Source organism: Erwinia sp. 009765445, from assembly GCF_058137865.1.
Genome location: NZ_JBYUWC010000029.1, coordinates 1 through 14,293 on the forward strand (window position 1 = coordinate 1; position 14,293 = coordinate 14,293).

Annotated in this window: 15 protein-coding genes and 1 tRNA gene; 9 read left to right on the forward strand and 7 right to left on the reverse strand. The window is 56.5% G+C overall.

The window, feature by feature from the left end:
* Positions 1–3 precede the first annotated feature (3 nt).
* Positions 4–79: transfer RNA gene (locus tag AC3Y5R_RS22660), tRNA-Gly, on the reverse strand.
* Between the two features lie 248 nt (positions 80–327).
* Positions 328–873 (reverse strand): oligoribonuclease, encoded by a 546-nt coding sequence (orn, locus tag AC3Y5R_RS22665; protein ID WP_158785115.1) that lies wholly within the window; start codon positions 871–873, stop codon positions 328–330.
* Positions 874–969: 96 nt separating this feature from the next.
* Between orn and rsgA the strand changes: the two genes are divergently transcribed.
* The 3 genes from rsgA to mscM all read left to right on the forward strand — a co-directional run bounded on the left by rsgA (position 970) and on the right by mscM (position 6,385).
* Positions 970–2,031: a small ribosomal subunit biogenesis GTPase RsgA gene (rsgA, locus tag AC3Y5R_RS22670; RefSeq protein ID WP_489923209.1), complete on the forward strand. Its 1,062-nt coding sequence runs from the start codon at positions 970–972 to the stop codon at positions 2,029–2,031.
* Positions 2,032–2,140: 109 nt separating this feature from the next.
* On the forward strand, positions 2,141–3,040 hold the full coding sequence (gene asd, locus AC3Y5R_RS22675) for an archaetidylserine decarboxylase (RefSeq protein WP_489923210.1): 900 nt from the start codon (positions 2,141–2,143) through the stop codon (positions 3,038–3,040).
* A gap of 9 nt (positions 3,041–3,049) precedes the next feature.
* Complete coding sequence (gene mscM / locus AC3Y5R_RS22680) at positions 3,050–6,385, forward strand: miniconductance mechanosensitive channel MscM (protein ID WP_489923211.1); 3,336 nt, start codon at positions 3,050–3,052, stop codon at positions 6,383–6,385.
* Between the two features lie 48 nt (positions 6,386–6,433).
* Here mscM and epmA read toward each other — a convergent pair whose 3' ends face one another.
* On the reverse strand, positions 6,434–7,411 hold the full coding sequence (epmA, locus tag AC3Y5R_RS22685; protein ID WP_489923212.1) for an elongation factor P--(R)-beta-lysine ligase: 978 nt from the start codon (positions 7,409–7,411) through the stop codon (positions 6,434–6,436).
* Between the two features lie 272 nt (positions 7,412–7,683).
* Between epmA and frdA the strand changes: the two genes are divergently transcribed.
* The 5 genes from frdA to blc all read left to right on the forward strand — a co-directional run bounded on the left by frdA (position 7,684) and on the right by blc (position 11,558).
* A complete protein-coding gene (gene frdA, locus AC3Y5R_RS22690) occupies positions 7,684–9,468 on the forward strand; it encodes a fumarate reductase (quinol) flavoprotein subunit (protein WP_489923213.1) in 1,785 nt (594 codons plus the stop codon).
* A complete protein-coding gene (locus AC3Y5R_RS22695; RefSeq protein ID WP_489923214.1) occupies positions 9,461–10,195 on the forward strand; it encodes a succinate dehydrogenase/fumarate reductase iron-sulfur subunit in 735 nt (244 codons plus the stop codon). The genes frdA and AC3Y5R_RS22695 overlap by 8 nt, the downstream gene beginning before the upstream one ends.
* Positions 10,196–10,205: 10 nt before the next feature.
* Positions 10,206–10,610: a fumarate reductase subunit FrdC gene (gene frdC / locus AC3Y5R_RS22700; protein ID WP_489923215.1), complete on the forward strand. Its 405-nt coding sequence runs from the start codon at positions 10,206–10,208 to the stop codon at positions 10,608–10,610.
* The gene (gene frdD, locus AC3Y5R_RS22705; protein WP_489923216.1) at positions 10,607–10,957 is read left to right on the forward strand and encodes a fumarate reductase subunit FrdD; all 351 of its coding nucleotides are present in this window, start codon (positions 10,607–10,609) and stop codon (positions 10,955–10,957) included. Before frdC ends, frdD begins: the two co-directional genes overlap by 4 nt.
* A 73-nt stretch (positions 10,958–11,030) precedes the next feature.
* Complete coding sequence (gene blc, locus AC3Y5R_RS22710; RefSeq protein ID WP_158785106.1) at positions 11,031–11,558, forward strand: outer membrane lipoprotein Blc; 528 nt, start codon at positions 11,031–11,033, stop codon at positions 11,556–11,558.
* A 36-nt stretch (positions 11,559–11,594) separates the two neighbouring features.
* Here the strand turns inward: blc and AC3Y5R_RS22715 are convergent, their stop codons facing one another.
* The 3 genes from AC3Y5R_RS22715 to efp form a co-directional block, all read right to left on the reverse strand.
* Positions 11,595–11,729 carry an entericidin A/B family lipoprotein gene (locus tag AC3Y5R_RS22715; RefSeq protein WP_489923217.1) on the reverse strand — a complete coding sequence of 45 codons (135 nt, stop codon included), beginning with the start codon at positions 11,727–11,729 and terminating at the stop codon, positions 11,595–11,597.
* A 106-nt stretch (positions 11,730–11,835) separates the two neighbouring features.
* A complete protein-coding gene (locus AC3Y5R_RS22720) occupies positions 11,836–11,967 on the reverse strand; it encodes an entericidin A/B family lipoprotein (RefSeq protein ID WP_489923218.1) in 132 nt (43 codons plus the stop codon).
* Between the two features lie 63 nt (positions 11,968–12,030).
* Positions 12,031–12,597, reverse strand: a complete 567-nt coding sequence (gene efp, locus AC3Y5R_RS22725; protein WP_158785103.1) for an elongation factor P — start codon at positions 12,595–12,597, stop codon at positions 12,031–12,033.
* A gap of 41 nt (positions 12,598–12,638) precedes the next feature.
* Between efp and epmB the strand changes: the two genes are divergently transcribed.
* Positions 12,639–13,667: an EF-P beta-lysylation protein EpmB gene (epmB, locus tag AC3Y5R_RS22730; RefSeq protein WP_489923219.1), complete on the forward strand. Its 1,029-nt coding sequence runs from the start codon at positions 12,639–12,641 to the stop codon at positions 13,665–13,667.
* Between the two features lie 93 nt (positions 13,668–13,760).
* Here the strand turns inward: epmB and AC3Y5R_RS22735 are convergent, their stop codons facing one another.
* Positions 13,761–14,111: a DUF4156 domain-containing protein gene (locus AC3Y5R_RS22735; RefSeq protein ID WP_158785101.1), complete on the reverse strand. Its 351-nt coding sequence runs from the start codon at positions 14,109–14,111 to the stop codon at positions 13,761–13,763.
* Positions 14,112–14,293: the final 182 nt, after the last annotated feature.

Genomic DNA, 14,293 nt, shown 5'->3' on the forward strand with positions numbered 1-14,293 from the left:
TTTTGGAGCGGGAAACGAGACTCGAACTCGCGACCCCGACCTTGGCAAGGTCGTGCTCTACCAACTGAGCTATTCCCGCTCTGCGTAACGAGTAAAAAACTGTCCCGGTACGGGGTGCGCATTATACGAGAAAAGAATCCTGCCGCAAGCCTGTTACCGCAAAATTTTTCTGTTTTCTGCCCGACTGCTGATTAAACCAGCAAACTGATAATTTAATCGGCAGAGTGATGCACTTTGCGCCATTCTGCCGTATCGCAATAAAACCGTCATCATTTTTCAGCGCTATCTGGCAACGGAACGGACGCCATTACGTCTGTCACTGCAAAATCAAAGCTGAATGAAATGCTCGCGATAGTAAGCCAGCTCCGCCACTGATTCACGGATATCGTCCATGGCCTGATGGCTGCCCTGCTTTTTAAAACCGGCCAGGATTTCCGGCTTCCAGCGGCGCGCCAGCTCTTTCAGGGTGCTGACATCCAGATAACGGTAGTGGAAATACGCTTCCAGTTCCGGCATGTATTTAAACAGGAAGCGACGATCCTGGCCGATGCTGTTACCACAGATCGGCGAGCTGTTGGCAGGCACCCACTGCTTCAGAAACTCGATGGTCGCCAGCTCGGCGGCGCGGTCATCGTACTGACTTTCTTTCACCCTTTTCACCAGACCGCTGTTGGTGTGCGTTTTCACGTTCCAGTCATCCATCAGCGCCAGCTGCGCGTCGGACTGATGCACGGCAAAAACAGGCCCTTCCGCCAGAATATTCAGGTCGGCATCGGTCACCAGGGTCGCGATCTCAATAATGCGATCCTGTTCCGGGTCCAGCCCGGTCATTTCAAGGTCAATCCAAATCAGGTTATTGGCATTTGCAGTCATAGGGTTTCTCGCCGTGGCTTATATCGTCAAACATTAGGGTGTATCATAAACGTTTTGCCCTGTCAGGGCGAAGCCTGCCAATCCCTGTGAGGAAGAGTGAGTAAAAACAAACTGTCCAAAGGTCAGCAACGTCGAGTCAGTGCCAACCACGATCGCCGCCTTAAGCAGCGCGCCGATAAGCCAGAACCCGACGACAGCCTGTTTGGTGAAGCGCGGGACGGCGTGGTGATCAGCCGTTTTGGTATGCACGCCGATGTGGAAGATGCGGACGGTTCAGTACACCGCTGTAATATCCGCCGCACCATCCGCTCGCTGGTGACCGGTGACCGCGTGCTGTGGCGTCCAGGCCTGCAGGGTGGCGCGACCGTCAAAGGCATCGTGGAAGCGGTTCATGAACGCACTTCTGTCCTCACCCGCCCGGATTTTTATGACGGCGTGAAGCCCATTGCGGCCAACATCAACCAGATTGTTATCGTCTCAGCGATTTTGCCTGAGCTGTCGCTGAACATCATCGACCGCTACCTGATAGCCTGCGAAACGCTGGACGTGGAACCGCTGCTGGTCCTGAATAAAACCGACCTGCTGGATGACGAAGGCCGTGCGTTTGTCGATGAGCAGATGGAAATTTATCGTCATATTGGCTATCGCGTTCTGATGGTCTCCAGCCATCAGAAAAAGGGGCTGGAAGAGCTGGAAGCCGCGCTGACAGACCGGATCAGTATTTTTGCCGGTCAGTCCGGCGTGGGGAAATCGAGCCTGCTGAATGCCCTGCTGGGGCTGGAGCTGGGTATCAATGAGATCCTCACCAATGACGTTTCCGACACCTCTGGACTGGGGCAGCACACCACCACAGCCTCACGCCTTTACCACTTCCCGCACGGCGGCGATGTGATTGACTCTCCTGGCGTGCGTGAATTTGGATTGTGGCACCTTGAGCCGGAACAAATCACCCGTGGATTTGTCGAATTCCGTGAGTTTTTAGGTCACTGTAAATTCCGCGACTGTAAACATGACACCGACCCCGGCTGTGCCATTCGTGAAGCCGTTGAAAACGGCAACATTGATGCAGCCCGGTTCGAAAACTACCACCGTATTCTGGAAAGCATGTCAGATATGCAACTGAAAACGCGCCGTAGCTTCTCAGAAAACAGTGACTGAACCCGGCCCTGTCCGGTTCGCCGGGCAGGCAACCATAGCCTGAACGTCAGGGCACTGTTACAATTCGCCCCCTTTCTCTTTTGCTGTCTGATCAAGCCAGGAGGCTACTGTGTTGGATCGTCTTAAACTCGGCCTGAACGCCATTTTGCCTAAAAAAGGCCTTACTGAACTGGCCGGATGGGGCGCAGGCAAGCGCGGCGGCTGGCTGACCAAAGCCGTTATCGATACTTTTGTCTGGTACTACAAAGTCGATATGAGTGAGGCACAAAAGCCGCACACCGGCAGCTATCGTACCTTTAACGACTTCTTCGTCCGTCCGCTGCGTGATGAAGCCCGCCCGATTGAAACCGACCCGAATCTGCTGGTGCTGACAGCCGACGGGGCTGTCAGCCAGTTGGGACACATTGAGGGCGACCAGATTTTCCAGGCAAAAGGCCATACTTATTCGCTGGAAGCGCTGCTGGCGGGCCAGTCTGCCATGGTGGATATGTTCCGTGACGGCGAGTTTATTACCACCTATCTCGCCCCGCGTGATTATCATCGCGTGCATATGCCGTGCAACGGTATCCTGCGTGAGATGATTTACGTACCGGGCGACCTCTATTCCGTTAACCCGCTGACCGCGCAAAACATCCCCAACCTGTTTGCCCGTAACGAACGTGTCATCTGCCTGTTCGATACTGAATTTGGCCCAATGGCACAAATTCTGGTTGGCGCGACCATTGTTGGCAGTATTGAAACCGTCTGGGCAGGCACCGTCACCCCACCGCGTGAAGGCGTGATCAAACGCTGGAGCTGGCCGGGTGCCGATGAAGAAGGGGCGGTAGTGCTGCTGAAAGGTCAGGAGATGGGCCGCTTCAAGCTGGGCTCAACGGTGATTAACCTGTTCGCGCCGGGCAAGGTTAAACTGGCTGAAAGCCTGACGCCGGAAACCAAAACCCGTCTGGGGCAAACTCTGGCTATCGCACTGCAAGAAACCAGTGCCGAAGAAGTTTTACACCACTCATAGCGAATACGCATGCTACGCCTGATCCTTACTCTTTTGTTGGGCTGGAGCCTTCTCCAGCCCGCCTGGGCCACCAGCGCACCAGACGGCACGCAGATCAAGCAGTCGCTTGAGCAGGCGAAGTCTGACAAAACCACGCCGAATCAGGCGGAAACCGTGGAGGCGCTGCAGTCGGCGCTGAACTGGCTGGACGAGCTGCAAAAGTCGCAGGCTAATGCCAACGACTACCAGAAGGTGATCGACGATTTCCCCAAACTCTCCCGCGCTCTCCGCCAGCAGATAGTCGCCCTGGCGGATAATCCCAAAACGGTACGCAGCACCATGACCGCGCCTGAGCTGGACCAGGAGATCCTTCAGGTCAGCAGTCAGCTACTGGAAGAGGGACGCCAGGCACAGCAGGAGCAGGATCGCGCCAGGGAAATCAGTGATTCTCTGGCCCAATTACCGCAGCAGCAGACCGGGGCCAGACGCGCGTTAAGTGAGATTGAGCGCCGCCTGCAGGGTCAACCTGCCGCAGTGACGCCACTGGCGCAGGCCCAGCTGGCTGCCCGTCAGGCAGAGTCTGCCGCCCAAAAAGCCCGGGTGGATGAGCTGGAGCTGGCACAGCTTTCGGCCAACAATCGCCAGGAACTGGCCCGCATGCGCAGTGAGATCCACCAGCGCAAGTCCAGCCAGCTCGACACCTATCTGCAGGATCTGCGCAACCAGCTCAACAGCCGCCGTCAGCGCGAGGCGGAACTGGCGCTGGAAAAAACCGAGCAGCTGGCGGAAAACAGCGGCGAACTGCCGAAGAACATCAGCAAGCAGTTCCGCGTTAACCGCGAACTCTCTGCGGCGCTTAACCAGCAGGCACAGCGCATGGACCTGGTCGCCTCTCAGCAGCGCACCGCAGTTAACCAGACCATCCAGGTACGTCAGGCGCTGAGCACCATTCGCGAGCAGTCGCAGTGGCTGGGGGTTTCTAATGTGCTGGGCGAGGCGCTGCGTGCGCAGGTCGCCCGCCTGCCGGAGATGCCCAAACCCCAGCAGCTCGATAGCGAGATGGGCCAGCTACGGGTTCAGCGGTTGCGCTATGAAGATCTGATCGAACAGCAGCAGCAACTGCGCCAAATCAAGCAGGATGACGGCACGCCACTTACCGCCGATCAACGGCGGATCCTTGATGCCCAGTTGAAAACCCAGCGTGAACTGATCGGTTCGCTACTGTCCGGCAGCGACAACCTGATCCTGGAAGTCACCAAACTTAAAGTTGCTAACGGCCAGCTGGAAGACGCGCTGAGGGAGGTGAAAGAAGCCACCCATCGCTATCTGTTCTGGACGGCGGATGTCAGCGCCGTGGGGCTTAACTTCCCGCTCGATCTGATGCGCGACCTGAGAAGCCTGCTGTCGCTGGATACGCTGGGGCAGCTCGGCGGCGCGATGGTGATGATGGTCACCAGCCGTGAAACGGTCCTGCCGGTTATCGGGGCTCTGCTACTGGTTGGTTTCAGCCTCAGCTCACGCCGTCACTACCGCGACTTCCTCAACCGTTCCGCCAGTAAGGTGGGCAAGGTTACCCAGGATCGCTTTGGCCTGACCATGCGAACTGTTTTCTGGTCAATCCTGGTGGCACTGCCGCTGCCGGTGCTGTGGATGGCGCTCGGCTATGGTCTGCAGCACGCCTGGCCCTACCCGATAGCGGTGGCGATTGGCGATGGCGTCACGGCCACGGTACCGCTGCTGTGGGCGTTTATGATCAGCGCCGGATTTGCCCGCTCCAAAGGATTGTTCATCGTCCACTTCCGCTGGCAGCAAAACCGGGTGGCGAGGGCGATGCGTTTCTACAGCCTGTGCGTGGGCTTTGTTGTTCCACTGATTATGCTGCTGATTAGCTTTGATAATCTGGAAGATCGTCAGTTCTCCGCCACGCTGGGAAGGCTCTGCTTCATCCTGATTTGCGGTGCGCTCAGCCTGGTCACCGTCAGCCTGAAGCGTGCCGGTATCCCGCTGTATCTCGATAAAGAGGGCAACGGCGAGAACTTTATTAACAACATCCTGTGGAACCTGATGATTGGCATTCCGCTGATCGCCGCGCTGGCGTCCTGCATTGGCTACCTGGCAACGGCTCAGGCCCTGCTGGCCAGGCTGGAAACCTCCGTAGCAATCTGGTTCCTGCTGCTGGTGATTTATCACATCATCCGCCGCTGGATGCTGATCCAGCGGCGTCGCATCGCCTTTGACCGTGCCCGTCATCGCCGTGCTGAAATCCTCGCCCAGCGAGCGAAAGGAGAAGAGGAAGCTCCGGCTGCGCAGCATAACTCCGATACGCAGGAAGTGGATGAGCCGGTGATCGATCTGGATGCGATCAGTGCCCAGTCGCTGCGGCTGGTGCGCTCGATCCTGACGCTGATCGCGCTGGTTTCGGTGATTGTGCTGTGGTCGGAAATCCATTCGGCCTTCGGCTTCCTGGAGAACATCAGGCTGTGGGATGCCAGCACCACCGTGCAGGGTGTTGAGAGCCTGCAGCCGATCACCCTCGGCTCGGTGCTGATCGCCATTCTGGTGCTGATTATCACCACCCAGCTGGTGAGAAACATGCCTGCCCTGCTTGAGCTGGCGCTGTTGCAGCACCTAAGCCTGACGCCAGGCACCGGTTATGCCATCACCACCCTGACCAAATACCTGCTGATCCTGATCGGTGGCCTGATGGGCTTCTCGATGATCGGTATTGACTGGTCGAAGCTGCAGTGGCTGGTCGCCGCGTTGGGTGTCGGGCTGGGGTTCGGCCTGCAGGAGATCTTCGCCAACTTTATCTCCGGCCTGATTATTCTGTTTGAGAAGCCAATCCGTATTGGCGATACCGTCACTATCCGCGATCTCACCGGCAGCATCACTCGTATCAACACACGTGCCACCACCATCACCGACTGGGACCGCAAGGAGATTATCGTGCCGAACAAGGCCTTTATTACCGAGCAGTTCGTTAACTGGTCCCTGTCGGACTCGGTGACGCGAGTGGTGCTGACGATCCCTGCGGCTGCGGAAGCAAACAGTGAAGAGGTCACTAACGTGTTGCTGACCGCCGCAGATCGCTGCCAGTACGTGCTGGAAATGCCGCAGCCGGAAGCCTATCTGGTCGATTTACAGCAGGGGATTCAGCTGTTTGAACTGCGTATTCACGCGGCGGAGATGGGGCACCGTATGCCGCTGCGCCATGAGCTGCATCAGCTGATCCTGCGGGGCTATCAGGAACACGGTCTGGAGATGCCGTTCCCGCCGTTCCAGGTTCGGATGGAAACCCTCGGACGCAAAACGTCAACCGGCAATAATCCGCCAACGGCGAAAACGTATAAGTCAGGTGGGTTGTAGCAGAGAAAGCGTCAGGGGCCGGTAAACCAGCCCCAGAGCATGATGCGTTTAGCAGCGATCCACGGAGAAAGCGATCACTTCGCTGAGCTGCGAGGCCTTCAGCGCCAGCATCACAATACGATCCACGCCCAGCGCCACGCCGGAACAGTCCGGCATGCCGTGCGACAGGGCGTCCAGCAGATTGGTGTCAATCGGCTGCTGTGGCAGACCACGGGCGGCACGCTTGCGGTTATCCTGTTCAAAACGCTGGCGCTGCTCGCGGCTGTCGGTCAGTTCGCGGAAACCGTTTGCCAGCTCAATGCCTTTGAAGTAAACCTCAAAACGTTCCGCCACGCGGTGATCTTCCGTGCTGATTTCTGCCAGAGCTGCCTGGCTGGCCGGGAAGTGGTAGACGAAAGCGGGTTTGTCTTTGCCAATCTGAGGCTCAACACCCATCACAAACAGCAGTTGCAGCAGCGTGTCGCGATCTTCTTCACGGTTCGCCAGGTCGCTCACACCCAGCTTTTCAGCCACTTCGCGCATCTGCGTTTTGTCGGCAGAAAGTGGGTCAATCTCCAGATGGCGGATAAACGCCTGCTGGTAAGAGAGGGTTTCCGCCGGGGCGCAGTCCAGCACCTGCTGCAGCAGATCGTCCACCTCGTTCATCAGCCGGTACATATCGTAGTGCGGACGGTACCACTCCAGCATGGTGAACTCTGGATTGTGGTGACGCCCCGCTTCTTCATTGCGAAAGCTGCGACACAGCTGAAAAATCGGGCCACTGCCCGCCGCCAGCAGACGCTTCATATGATATTCCGGGCTGGTCATCAGATAGAGATCCAACCCCTGCGCCGCGCCAGGGCCGACAAAGCGCGTCTGAAAAGGAAACAGATGGATATCGGTCACGGTGGCCTGGCTCATCGCCGGGGTTTCCACTTCCAGCACCCCACGATCGGCGAAAAAGCACCGTATTTCAGCCATAATCGCCGCCCGCTTCAATAAATTGGCGATGGGCGCGCTCGGCAGCCAGCTGGCCGTATCGCTCATAATTCCTACTCCTCATTCAACAGGGTGAAGCAGTCTACCCGAGCAGGCACAGACAAACAAATCCACACGGATAAATTCAGCATCGCCCCTAATCCACCAGGCAGCAAGCAGAATGCTCTGGCAAAAACGCTGTGCCGATCCCGTTTTTGCCGTTTATTTCTTACCCAAATACCTGAACACATCAAGTTTGCCCCTGAATGCCAGTTCTATACTGATAACCCTGTAAAAGAGAGGGACTTTCCCTCTTCCTCGACTCTGACAGGGAGAATATCGTGCAAACCTTTACTGCCGATTTGGTGATTGTTGGTGCTGGCGGAGCTGGTCTCCGCGCCGCCATTGCTGCTGCTGAAGCGTACCCCACCCTTTCCATCGCGCTGGTCTCAAAAGTGTATCCCATGCGCAGCCATACCGTGGCGGCAGAAGGCGGTTCCGCTGCCGTTACCCAGTCCCATGACAGCTTCGATTTGCACTTTCAGGACACCGTTTCCGGTGGCGACTGGCTGTGTGAGCAGGGCGTGGTGGACTACTTTGTCGAACACTGCCCGCAGGAGATGGCCCAGATGGAAGTCTGGGGTTGCCCGTGGAGCCGCCGCGAAGATGGCTCGGTTAACGTGCGCCGCTTTGGCGGCATGAAGATTGAGCGGACCTGGTTCGCGGCTGACAAGACCGGCTTCCATATGCTGCATACGCTGTTCCAGACCTCGCTGAAATATCCCCAGATAACCCGCTTTGATGAGCACTTTGTTCTTGATCTGCTGGTTGAAGATGGGGAAGCGCGTGGGCTGGTAGCAATGAATATGATGGAAGGCACGCTGATCCAGATCCACGCAGGTGCCGTGGTGCTGGCAACCGGCGGTGCCGGGCGGGTCTATCGCTACAACACCAATGGCGGGATTGTGACCGGGGATGGTATGGGCATGGCACTGCGCCATGGCGTGCCGTTGCGCGATATGGAGTTTGTTCAGTATCACCCAACCGGCCTGCCGGGTTCGGGCATTCTGATGACCGAAGGCTGTCGCGGTGAAGGCGGCATCATGGTGAACAAGGACGGCTATCGCTACCTGCAGGATTACGGTATGGGGCCTGAAACGCCTCTCGGCCAGCCGAAAAACAAATATATGGAGCTGGGGCCACGGGATAAAGTGTCGCAGGCTTTCTGGCATGAATCTCAGAAAGGTCGCACCATCCACACGCCGCGGGGCGAGGTGGTGTACCTGGACCTTCGCCATCTGGGTGAAAAAAAGCTGCATGATCGGCTGCCGTTTATCTGCGAGCTGAGCAAGGCCTATGTTGGTGTCGATCCGGTCAGCAGTCCGATCCCGATCCGCCCTACCGCTCACTACACCATGGGCGGCATCGAAACCAATGCGCAGTGTGAAACGCGCATTCGCGGGCTGTTTGCCGTGGGCGAGTGCTCTTCAGTCGGGCTGCACGGAGCCAACCGTCTGGGATCTAATTCGCTGGCGGAGCTGGTGGTCTTTGGCCGGCTGGCCGGAGAAGCGGCCGCCGCACGCGCGCTGGAGGCCCATAAAACCGCAACAGGGGGACTGGAGGCTCAGGCAAGAGATTGCGAACAGCGTCTGAAAGGGCTGGTTAACCAGCAGGGTGAAGAGACCTGGTCGGCATTGCGCGATGAAATGGGGCTTTCAATGGAGGAAGGCTGCGGCATCTACCGCACGCCGGAGCTGATGGAGAAAACCATCGACAAGCTGGCAGAGCTGAAAGAGCGCTTCAGCCGGGTGCGCATCAGCGATACCTCCAGTGTGTTCAATACCCAGTTGTTATACAGCATCGAACTGAGCCACGGACTGGATGTTGCCGAATGCATGGCGCACTCGGCCTTCCAGCGTAAGGAATCACGTGGCGCGCATCAGCGGCTGGATGAAGGTTGCACCACCCGTGATGACGCCAACTTCCTCAAACATTCGCTCAGCTTCTTCAATCCGCAGGGTGCGCCCACTGTCGCTTGGGATGAGGTGAACATCACCCGTATGCCCCCGGCGAAGCGTGTTTATGGCGCTGAATCAGAAAGTAAGGAGACGACCCAGCATGACTGAGTTACCGCGCTGCAAAATTGAGATCCAACGCTACAACCCGGAAGCGGACAAGGTGCCGCGCAGCGAGTTTTTTGACGTCCCCTGGGATGAGCAGACCTCGCTACTGGATGCGTTGGGCTACATCAAGGACAACCTCGCTTACGACCTCTCTTATCGCTGGTCCTGCCGGATGGCGATTTGCGGCTCTTGCGGCATGATGGTCGACAATGTACCGAAGCTGGCCTGTAAGACCTTCCTGCGCAATTACCCTAAAGGGATGCGCGTGGAGCCGCTGGCGAACTTCCCCATCGAGCGCGATTTGATCGTGGATATGAGCCGCTTTATCGAGAGCCTGGAGGCGATCAAACCTTACATCATCGGCAACGGCCAGAATGCACAGAGCGGCCCCGGTAAACAAACCCCCGCACAGATGGCGAAGTATCACCAGTTCTCCGGCTGCATCAACTGCGGACTGTGCTATGCCGCCTGCCCGCAGTTCGGGCTGAATGCGGAGTTTATCGGTCCCGCCGCCATCACCCTGGCGCACCGTTACAATCTCGACAGCCGCGATAACGGCAAACGTCAGCGCATGCCACAGCTGAACAGTGATAACGGCGTCTGGCCTTGTACGTTTGTTGGTTACTGCTCGGAAGTCTGTCCGAAGCACGTTGACCCGGCAGCGGCAATTCAGCAGAGCAAAGTGGAAAGTTCGAAAGACTTTCTGATTGCCACCCTCAGGCCGCAATAAGGAGTGCAAGATGACCTCGAAACGCAATGCTTACCATCGCCCGGTCACCGCCAACTGGTGGCAGAAATCGGGTTTCTACCGTTTCTACATGCTGCGTGAAGGTACCGCCGTTCCGGCACTGTGGTTCAGCGTGGAACTGATCTTCGGCTTGTTTGCCCTCAAACGCGGCCCTGAGAGCTGGGCGGTGTTTGTCAGCTTTCTGCAGCACCCCATCGTACTGCTGCTGAATCTGGTAGCGCTGGCCGCCGCGCTGTTGCACAGCAAAACCTGGTTTGAGCTGGCTCCCAAAGCCTCGGTGATTGTTATCGGAGATAAAAAGATGTCGCCCACACCGGTGATCAGAGGACTGTGGGCAGTGATGATTGTGGTCAGTATCGTGGTGCTGGCCGCCGCCTTTCTTGCGGAGAAACTATGAAAACATTAAGCCGTTCTGATGAGCCTCTTTTCTGGGGCCTGTTTGGTGCCGGAGGCATGTGGGCAGCCATTGTCTCTCCGGTGCTGGTATTACTGATCGGCGTGCTGCTGCCTGCAGGTGCCGGGCCACAGGCGCTGAGTTATGAGCGCATCCTTGGTTTTGCCCAGAGCTGGCCCGGACGCGGGCTGATTTTCCTCGCTATTGTGCTGCCAGTCTGGTGCGCCCTGCACCGTCTGCATCACACCATGCATGATATAAAGATCCACGTCCCGGCCGGGAAATGGTTTTTTTACGGCTTTGCCGCCATCCTCAGCGTGGTCACCGCCATCGGCGTCATTACCCTGTAAAATTCGGGCGGCTTCCCGGCCGCTTGCTTAAAACCGCCTATACTCAAGCTATTCAAACGCAAAGGAATAGCTTATGTCTCTGTGGAAAAACATGACGGCAGGTGTCGGTGCTCTGCTCTCCGTGGCCTGTAGCACCACCCCGCCGGAAGGCGTGACCCCTGTTGCAGGATTTAATGCCGATCTCTATCTGGGAAGCTGGTACGAGATCGCCCGGCTGGATCACAGCTTCGAGCGCGGGCTGGAACAGGTAACGGCCACCTACAGCAAGCGCGACGACGGCGGCCTTAAGGTGGTTAACCGGGGTTATAACATACAGAAACAAAGCTGGCAGGAAAGCGTCGGCAAAGCGTATTTTACCGGTTCCCCCAGCCAGGCCTCACTGAAGGTCTCTTTCTTCGGCCCCTTTTATGGCGGCTACAACGTGATCGCGCTCGATCACGATTACCAGAACGCGCTGGTCTGCGGGCCGAACAGAAACTATCTGTGGATACTGTCAAGATCGCCACAGATCTCCCCACAGGTCAAAGAGGAGCTGACCAGCAAAGCCCGTCAGGCCGGTTTTGATGTGAACAAACTGATTTGGGTGAAGCAGAAGGGATAAAACAGAGCCGGTGCTCTGACAGCACCGGCATTGAGATTACTGAGCGCTTCTCTGAATAGCCTGTCCACCGGCTGACACATCTTCACCCACGCCGCGCGTGGTATTACAGGCTGTGAGCACCGAAGAAAGCACCAGAACAGAAAGGAATGCAACAATACTTTTCTTTAACATGACAATTTCCTTTTTACCAGAAGTAGAGTACGGCGTATTAAGCATAGCCGTAATTCTGCCGGATGCGCCGGATGCACGTAGCAAAAAGAAAATTTAAGAGTTAGAGTCAGTTGGCTGCGTGGGAGATTGCACCACCGAGGTGCTGGACGTCCTCGCCAAATCCGTGAAAGGTGTTGCAGGCGCTGAGTGCGCAGGTCATCAACAATGCCGTTGTAATCAGTTTAATCCAGTTCATCATCTGGTCAGGCTCACATCATTAAAGAAAAGGGCCTGAAAATCAGGCCCCGATCGCTGTTCCGGCTTATTTTACGCGAGAAACGTATTCGCCAGAACGGGTGTCAACTTTGATCACTTCACCAATCTGCACGAACAGTGGCACTTTCACCACGGCACCGGTAGACAGGGTCGCTGGTTTACCGCCGGTACCGGCAGTATCCCCTTTCAGACCAGGATCGGTATCAACGATCTCCAGCTCCACGAAGTTTGGTGGTAACACCTGGATCGGCTTGCCGTTCCACAGGGTCACGATGCACTCTGCATTGTCCAGCAGCCATTTAGCCGCGTCACCCACGGTTTTCTCTTCAACAGGGTGCTGTTCGAAGGTTTCCGGGTGCATAAAGTGGTAGAACTCACCGTCGTTGTACAGGTAGTTCAGGTTGGTATCCACCACGTCAGCGCCTTCTGCAGAGTCGGTAGACTTGAAGGTTTTCTCAACGCGGGTACCGGTCAGCAGACGGCGCATTTTCACGCGAGCAAATGCCTGGCCTTTACCGGGTTTAACGAACTCGCTTGATTCGACAGCGTAAGGTTCGCCTTCGAACATGATTTTAAGACCGGGACGGAAATCGTTGCTAGAATAAGTCGCCATAAAGGCCCTCTACAATTTAATACTGGTACTTAGCCAAAAAAATGGCACACATTGTAACCCTAAATACCCCTTCGCGAGAAGAATGGTTGCATCAACTTGCAGATGTAATCACCGATCCAAATGAATTACTGCAACTTTTAGGCCTCGATTCGCACCCGGAGCTGGCGGCGGGCAATGATGCACGTCGACTTTTCGCCCTGCGCGTCCCGCGGGCCTTTGCGTCCAGAATGCAAAAAGGCGATCCACAAGATCCTCTCCTGCTGCAGGTGATCACCCAAAGTCAGGAGTTTGTTGATGCTCCGGGTTACAGCACCGATCCGCTCGATGAGCAGACCAGCGTGGTGCCGGGTCTGTTACATAAATATCGTAATCGTGCGCTGTTGCTGGTCAAAGGCGGCTGCGCCGTCAATTGCCGCTACTGTTTCCGCCGCCATTTCCCTTACTCGGACAACCAGGGCAACAAGCGCAACTGGCAGCAGGCCCTGGAGTATATCCGACAGCAGCCAGAACTGGATGAGATTATTTTCTCCGGCGGCGATCCTTTAATGGCAAAAGACCATGAACTGGACTGGCTGATCGCTCAGCTGGAGCAGATCCCACACATTAGACGCCTGCGGATCCACAGTCGCCTGCCAGTCGTGATCCCTGGCAGGATCACCTCTGCCCTGTGTAAACGGCTGGCGGGATCGCGCCTGCAGACCCTGCTGGTGACGCACATCAACCACGCGCAGGAAATTGACCAACAGCTGCAGGATGCTCTGCAACAATTAAAACGTGCAGGCGTGACGCTGCTTAACCAGAGCGTACTGCTGCGGGGCATCAATGACAATGCTGCAACGCTGGCAGCGTTAAGTAATGCGCTGTTTGATGCGGGCGTGCTGCCCTATTATCTGCACGTGCTGGATAAAGTGCAGGGTGCGGCGCATTTCTACGTTTCAGATGAGGAAGCGCGGGCGATTATGCGTGAGCTGCTGACTCAGGTTTCCGGCTATATGGTCCCGAAACTGGCGAGAGAGATTGGCGGTGAACCCAGCAAAACGCCGCTGGATTTGCAGCTGCGCCAGGTTTAATCCCCTGACGGATAAAACAACAGGGACGGATCAGCGATCCGCCCCTGCCTTAATTCACCGTTATTCCGCGCCATCACTGGCAACAATGCGGTCTTACGGACACTTGTAAACCTGGCCAGTCATTTTGCTGTCCAGCGGTGCGAAGCTTGACCAGATGTTCTGGGTTGGGCTGGTTGCACCATAAATCACGTTACCGCCCATCTCTGCTGCCCTGTTGCGCAGGTCGTTTGCCGCACCGCGCAGGGAGCTGCTTTCACCGCCGCCAGCACCGCTCAGCCAGTTGCTCTGTGAGCCGGTCAGGTTGCCGAGCAGCTGGCAATTGGCTGCAGGCTGTTTATCCGTAAAGGTCACACCCTCACCCGCAGAACTCAGTGTTTTAGAGCTGCTACAGCCTGCCAGCAGCAGCGCTGCCACAGAGAGTCCCAGCAAGACGTTAATCCGCATTTTATTCCCCATTATTATCATCAGAGTCATTCCTGATCGTACCGGACATCCCGGCCTTGTCATAAGCATCCATTGCTTAACTTGCGATAAATCGTTGTTCAGGTTGGTTCTTGCGCTCTTACTTATACTATTTTCCCCCCAAAAAGAAAAACCCCCTGTCAGAGACAGAGGGTTCTTTTTTA

What these genes read in the sequence shown, in the direction of transcription:
- efp (WP_158785103.1), bottom strand. Translation starts at nt 12,597, where the DNA reads ATGGCGACTTATTCTAGCAACGATTTCCGTCCCGGTCTTAAAATCATG.
- blc (WP_158785106.1), top strand. Translation starts at nt 11,031, where the DNA reads ATGTCTCTGTGGAAAAACATGACGGCAGGTGTCGGTGCTCTGCTCTCC.
- frdC (WP_489923215.1), top strand. Translation starts at nt 10,206, where the DNA reads ATGACCTCGAAACGCAATGCTTACCATCGCCCGGTCACCGCCAACTGG.
- epmA (WP_489923212.1), bottom strand. Translation starts at nt 7,411, where the DNA reads ATGAGCGATACGGCCAGCTGGCTGCCGAGCGCGCCCATCGCCAATTTA.
- frdD (WP_489923216.1), top strand. Translation starts at nt 10,607, where the DNA reads ATGAAAACATTAAGCCGTTCTGATGAGCCTCTTTTCTGGGGCCTGTTT.
- AC3Y5R_RS22695 (WP_489923214.1), top strand. Translation starts at nt 9,461, where the DNA reads ATGACTGAGTTACCGCGCTGCAAAATTGAGATCCAACGCTACAACCCG.
- orn (WP_158785115.1), bottom strand. Translation starts at nt 873, where the DNA reads ATGACTGCAAATGCCAATAACCTGATTTGGATTGACCTTGAAATGACC.
- AC3Y5R_RS22735 (WP_158785101.1), bottom strand. Translation starts at nt 14,111, where the DNA reads ATGCGGATTAACGTCTTGCTGGGACTCTCTGTGGCAGCGCTGCTGCTG.
- AC3Y5R_RS22715 (WP_489923217.1), bottom strand. Translation starts at nt 11,729, where the DNA reads ATGTTAAAGAAAAGTATTGTTGCATTCCTTTCTGTTCTGGTGCTTTCT.
- mscM (WP_489923211.1), top strand. Translation starts at nt 3,050, where the DNA reads ATGCTACGCCTGATCCTTACTCTTTTGTTGGGCTGGAGCCTTCTCCAG.
- epmB (WP_489923219.1), top strand. Translation starts at nt 12,639, where the DNA reads ATGGCACACATTGTAACCCTAAATACCCCTTCGCGAGAAGAATGGTTG.
- AC3Y5R_RS22720 (WP_489923218.1), bottom strand. Translation starts at nt 11,967, where the DNA reads ATGATGAACTGGATTAAACTGATTACAACGGCATTGTTGATGACCTGC.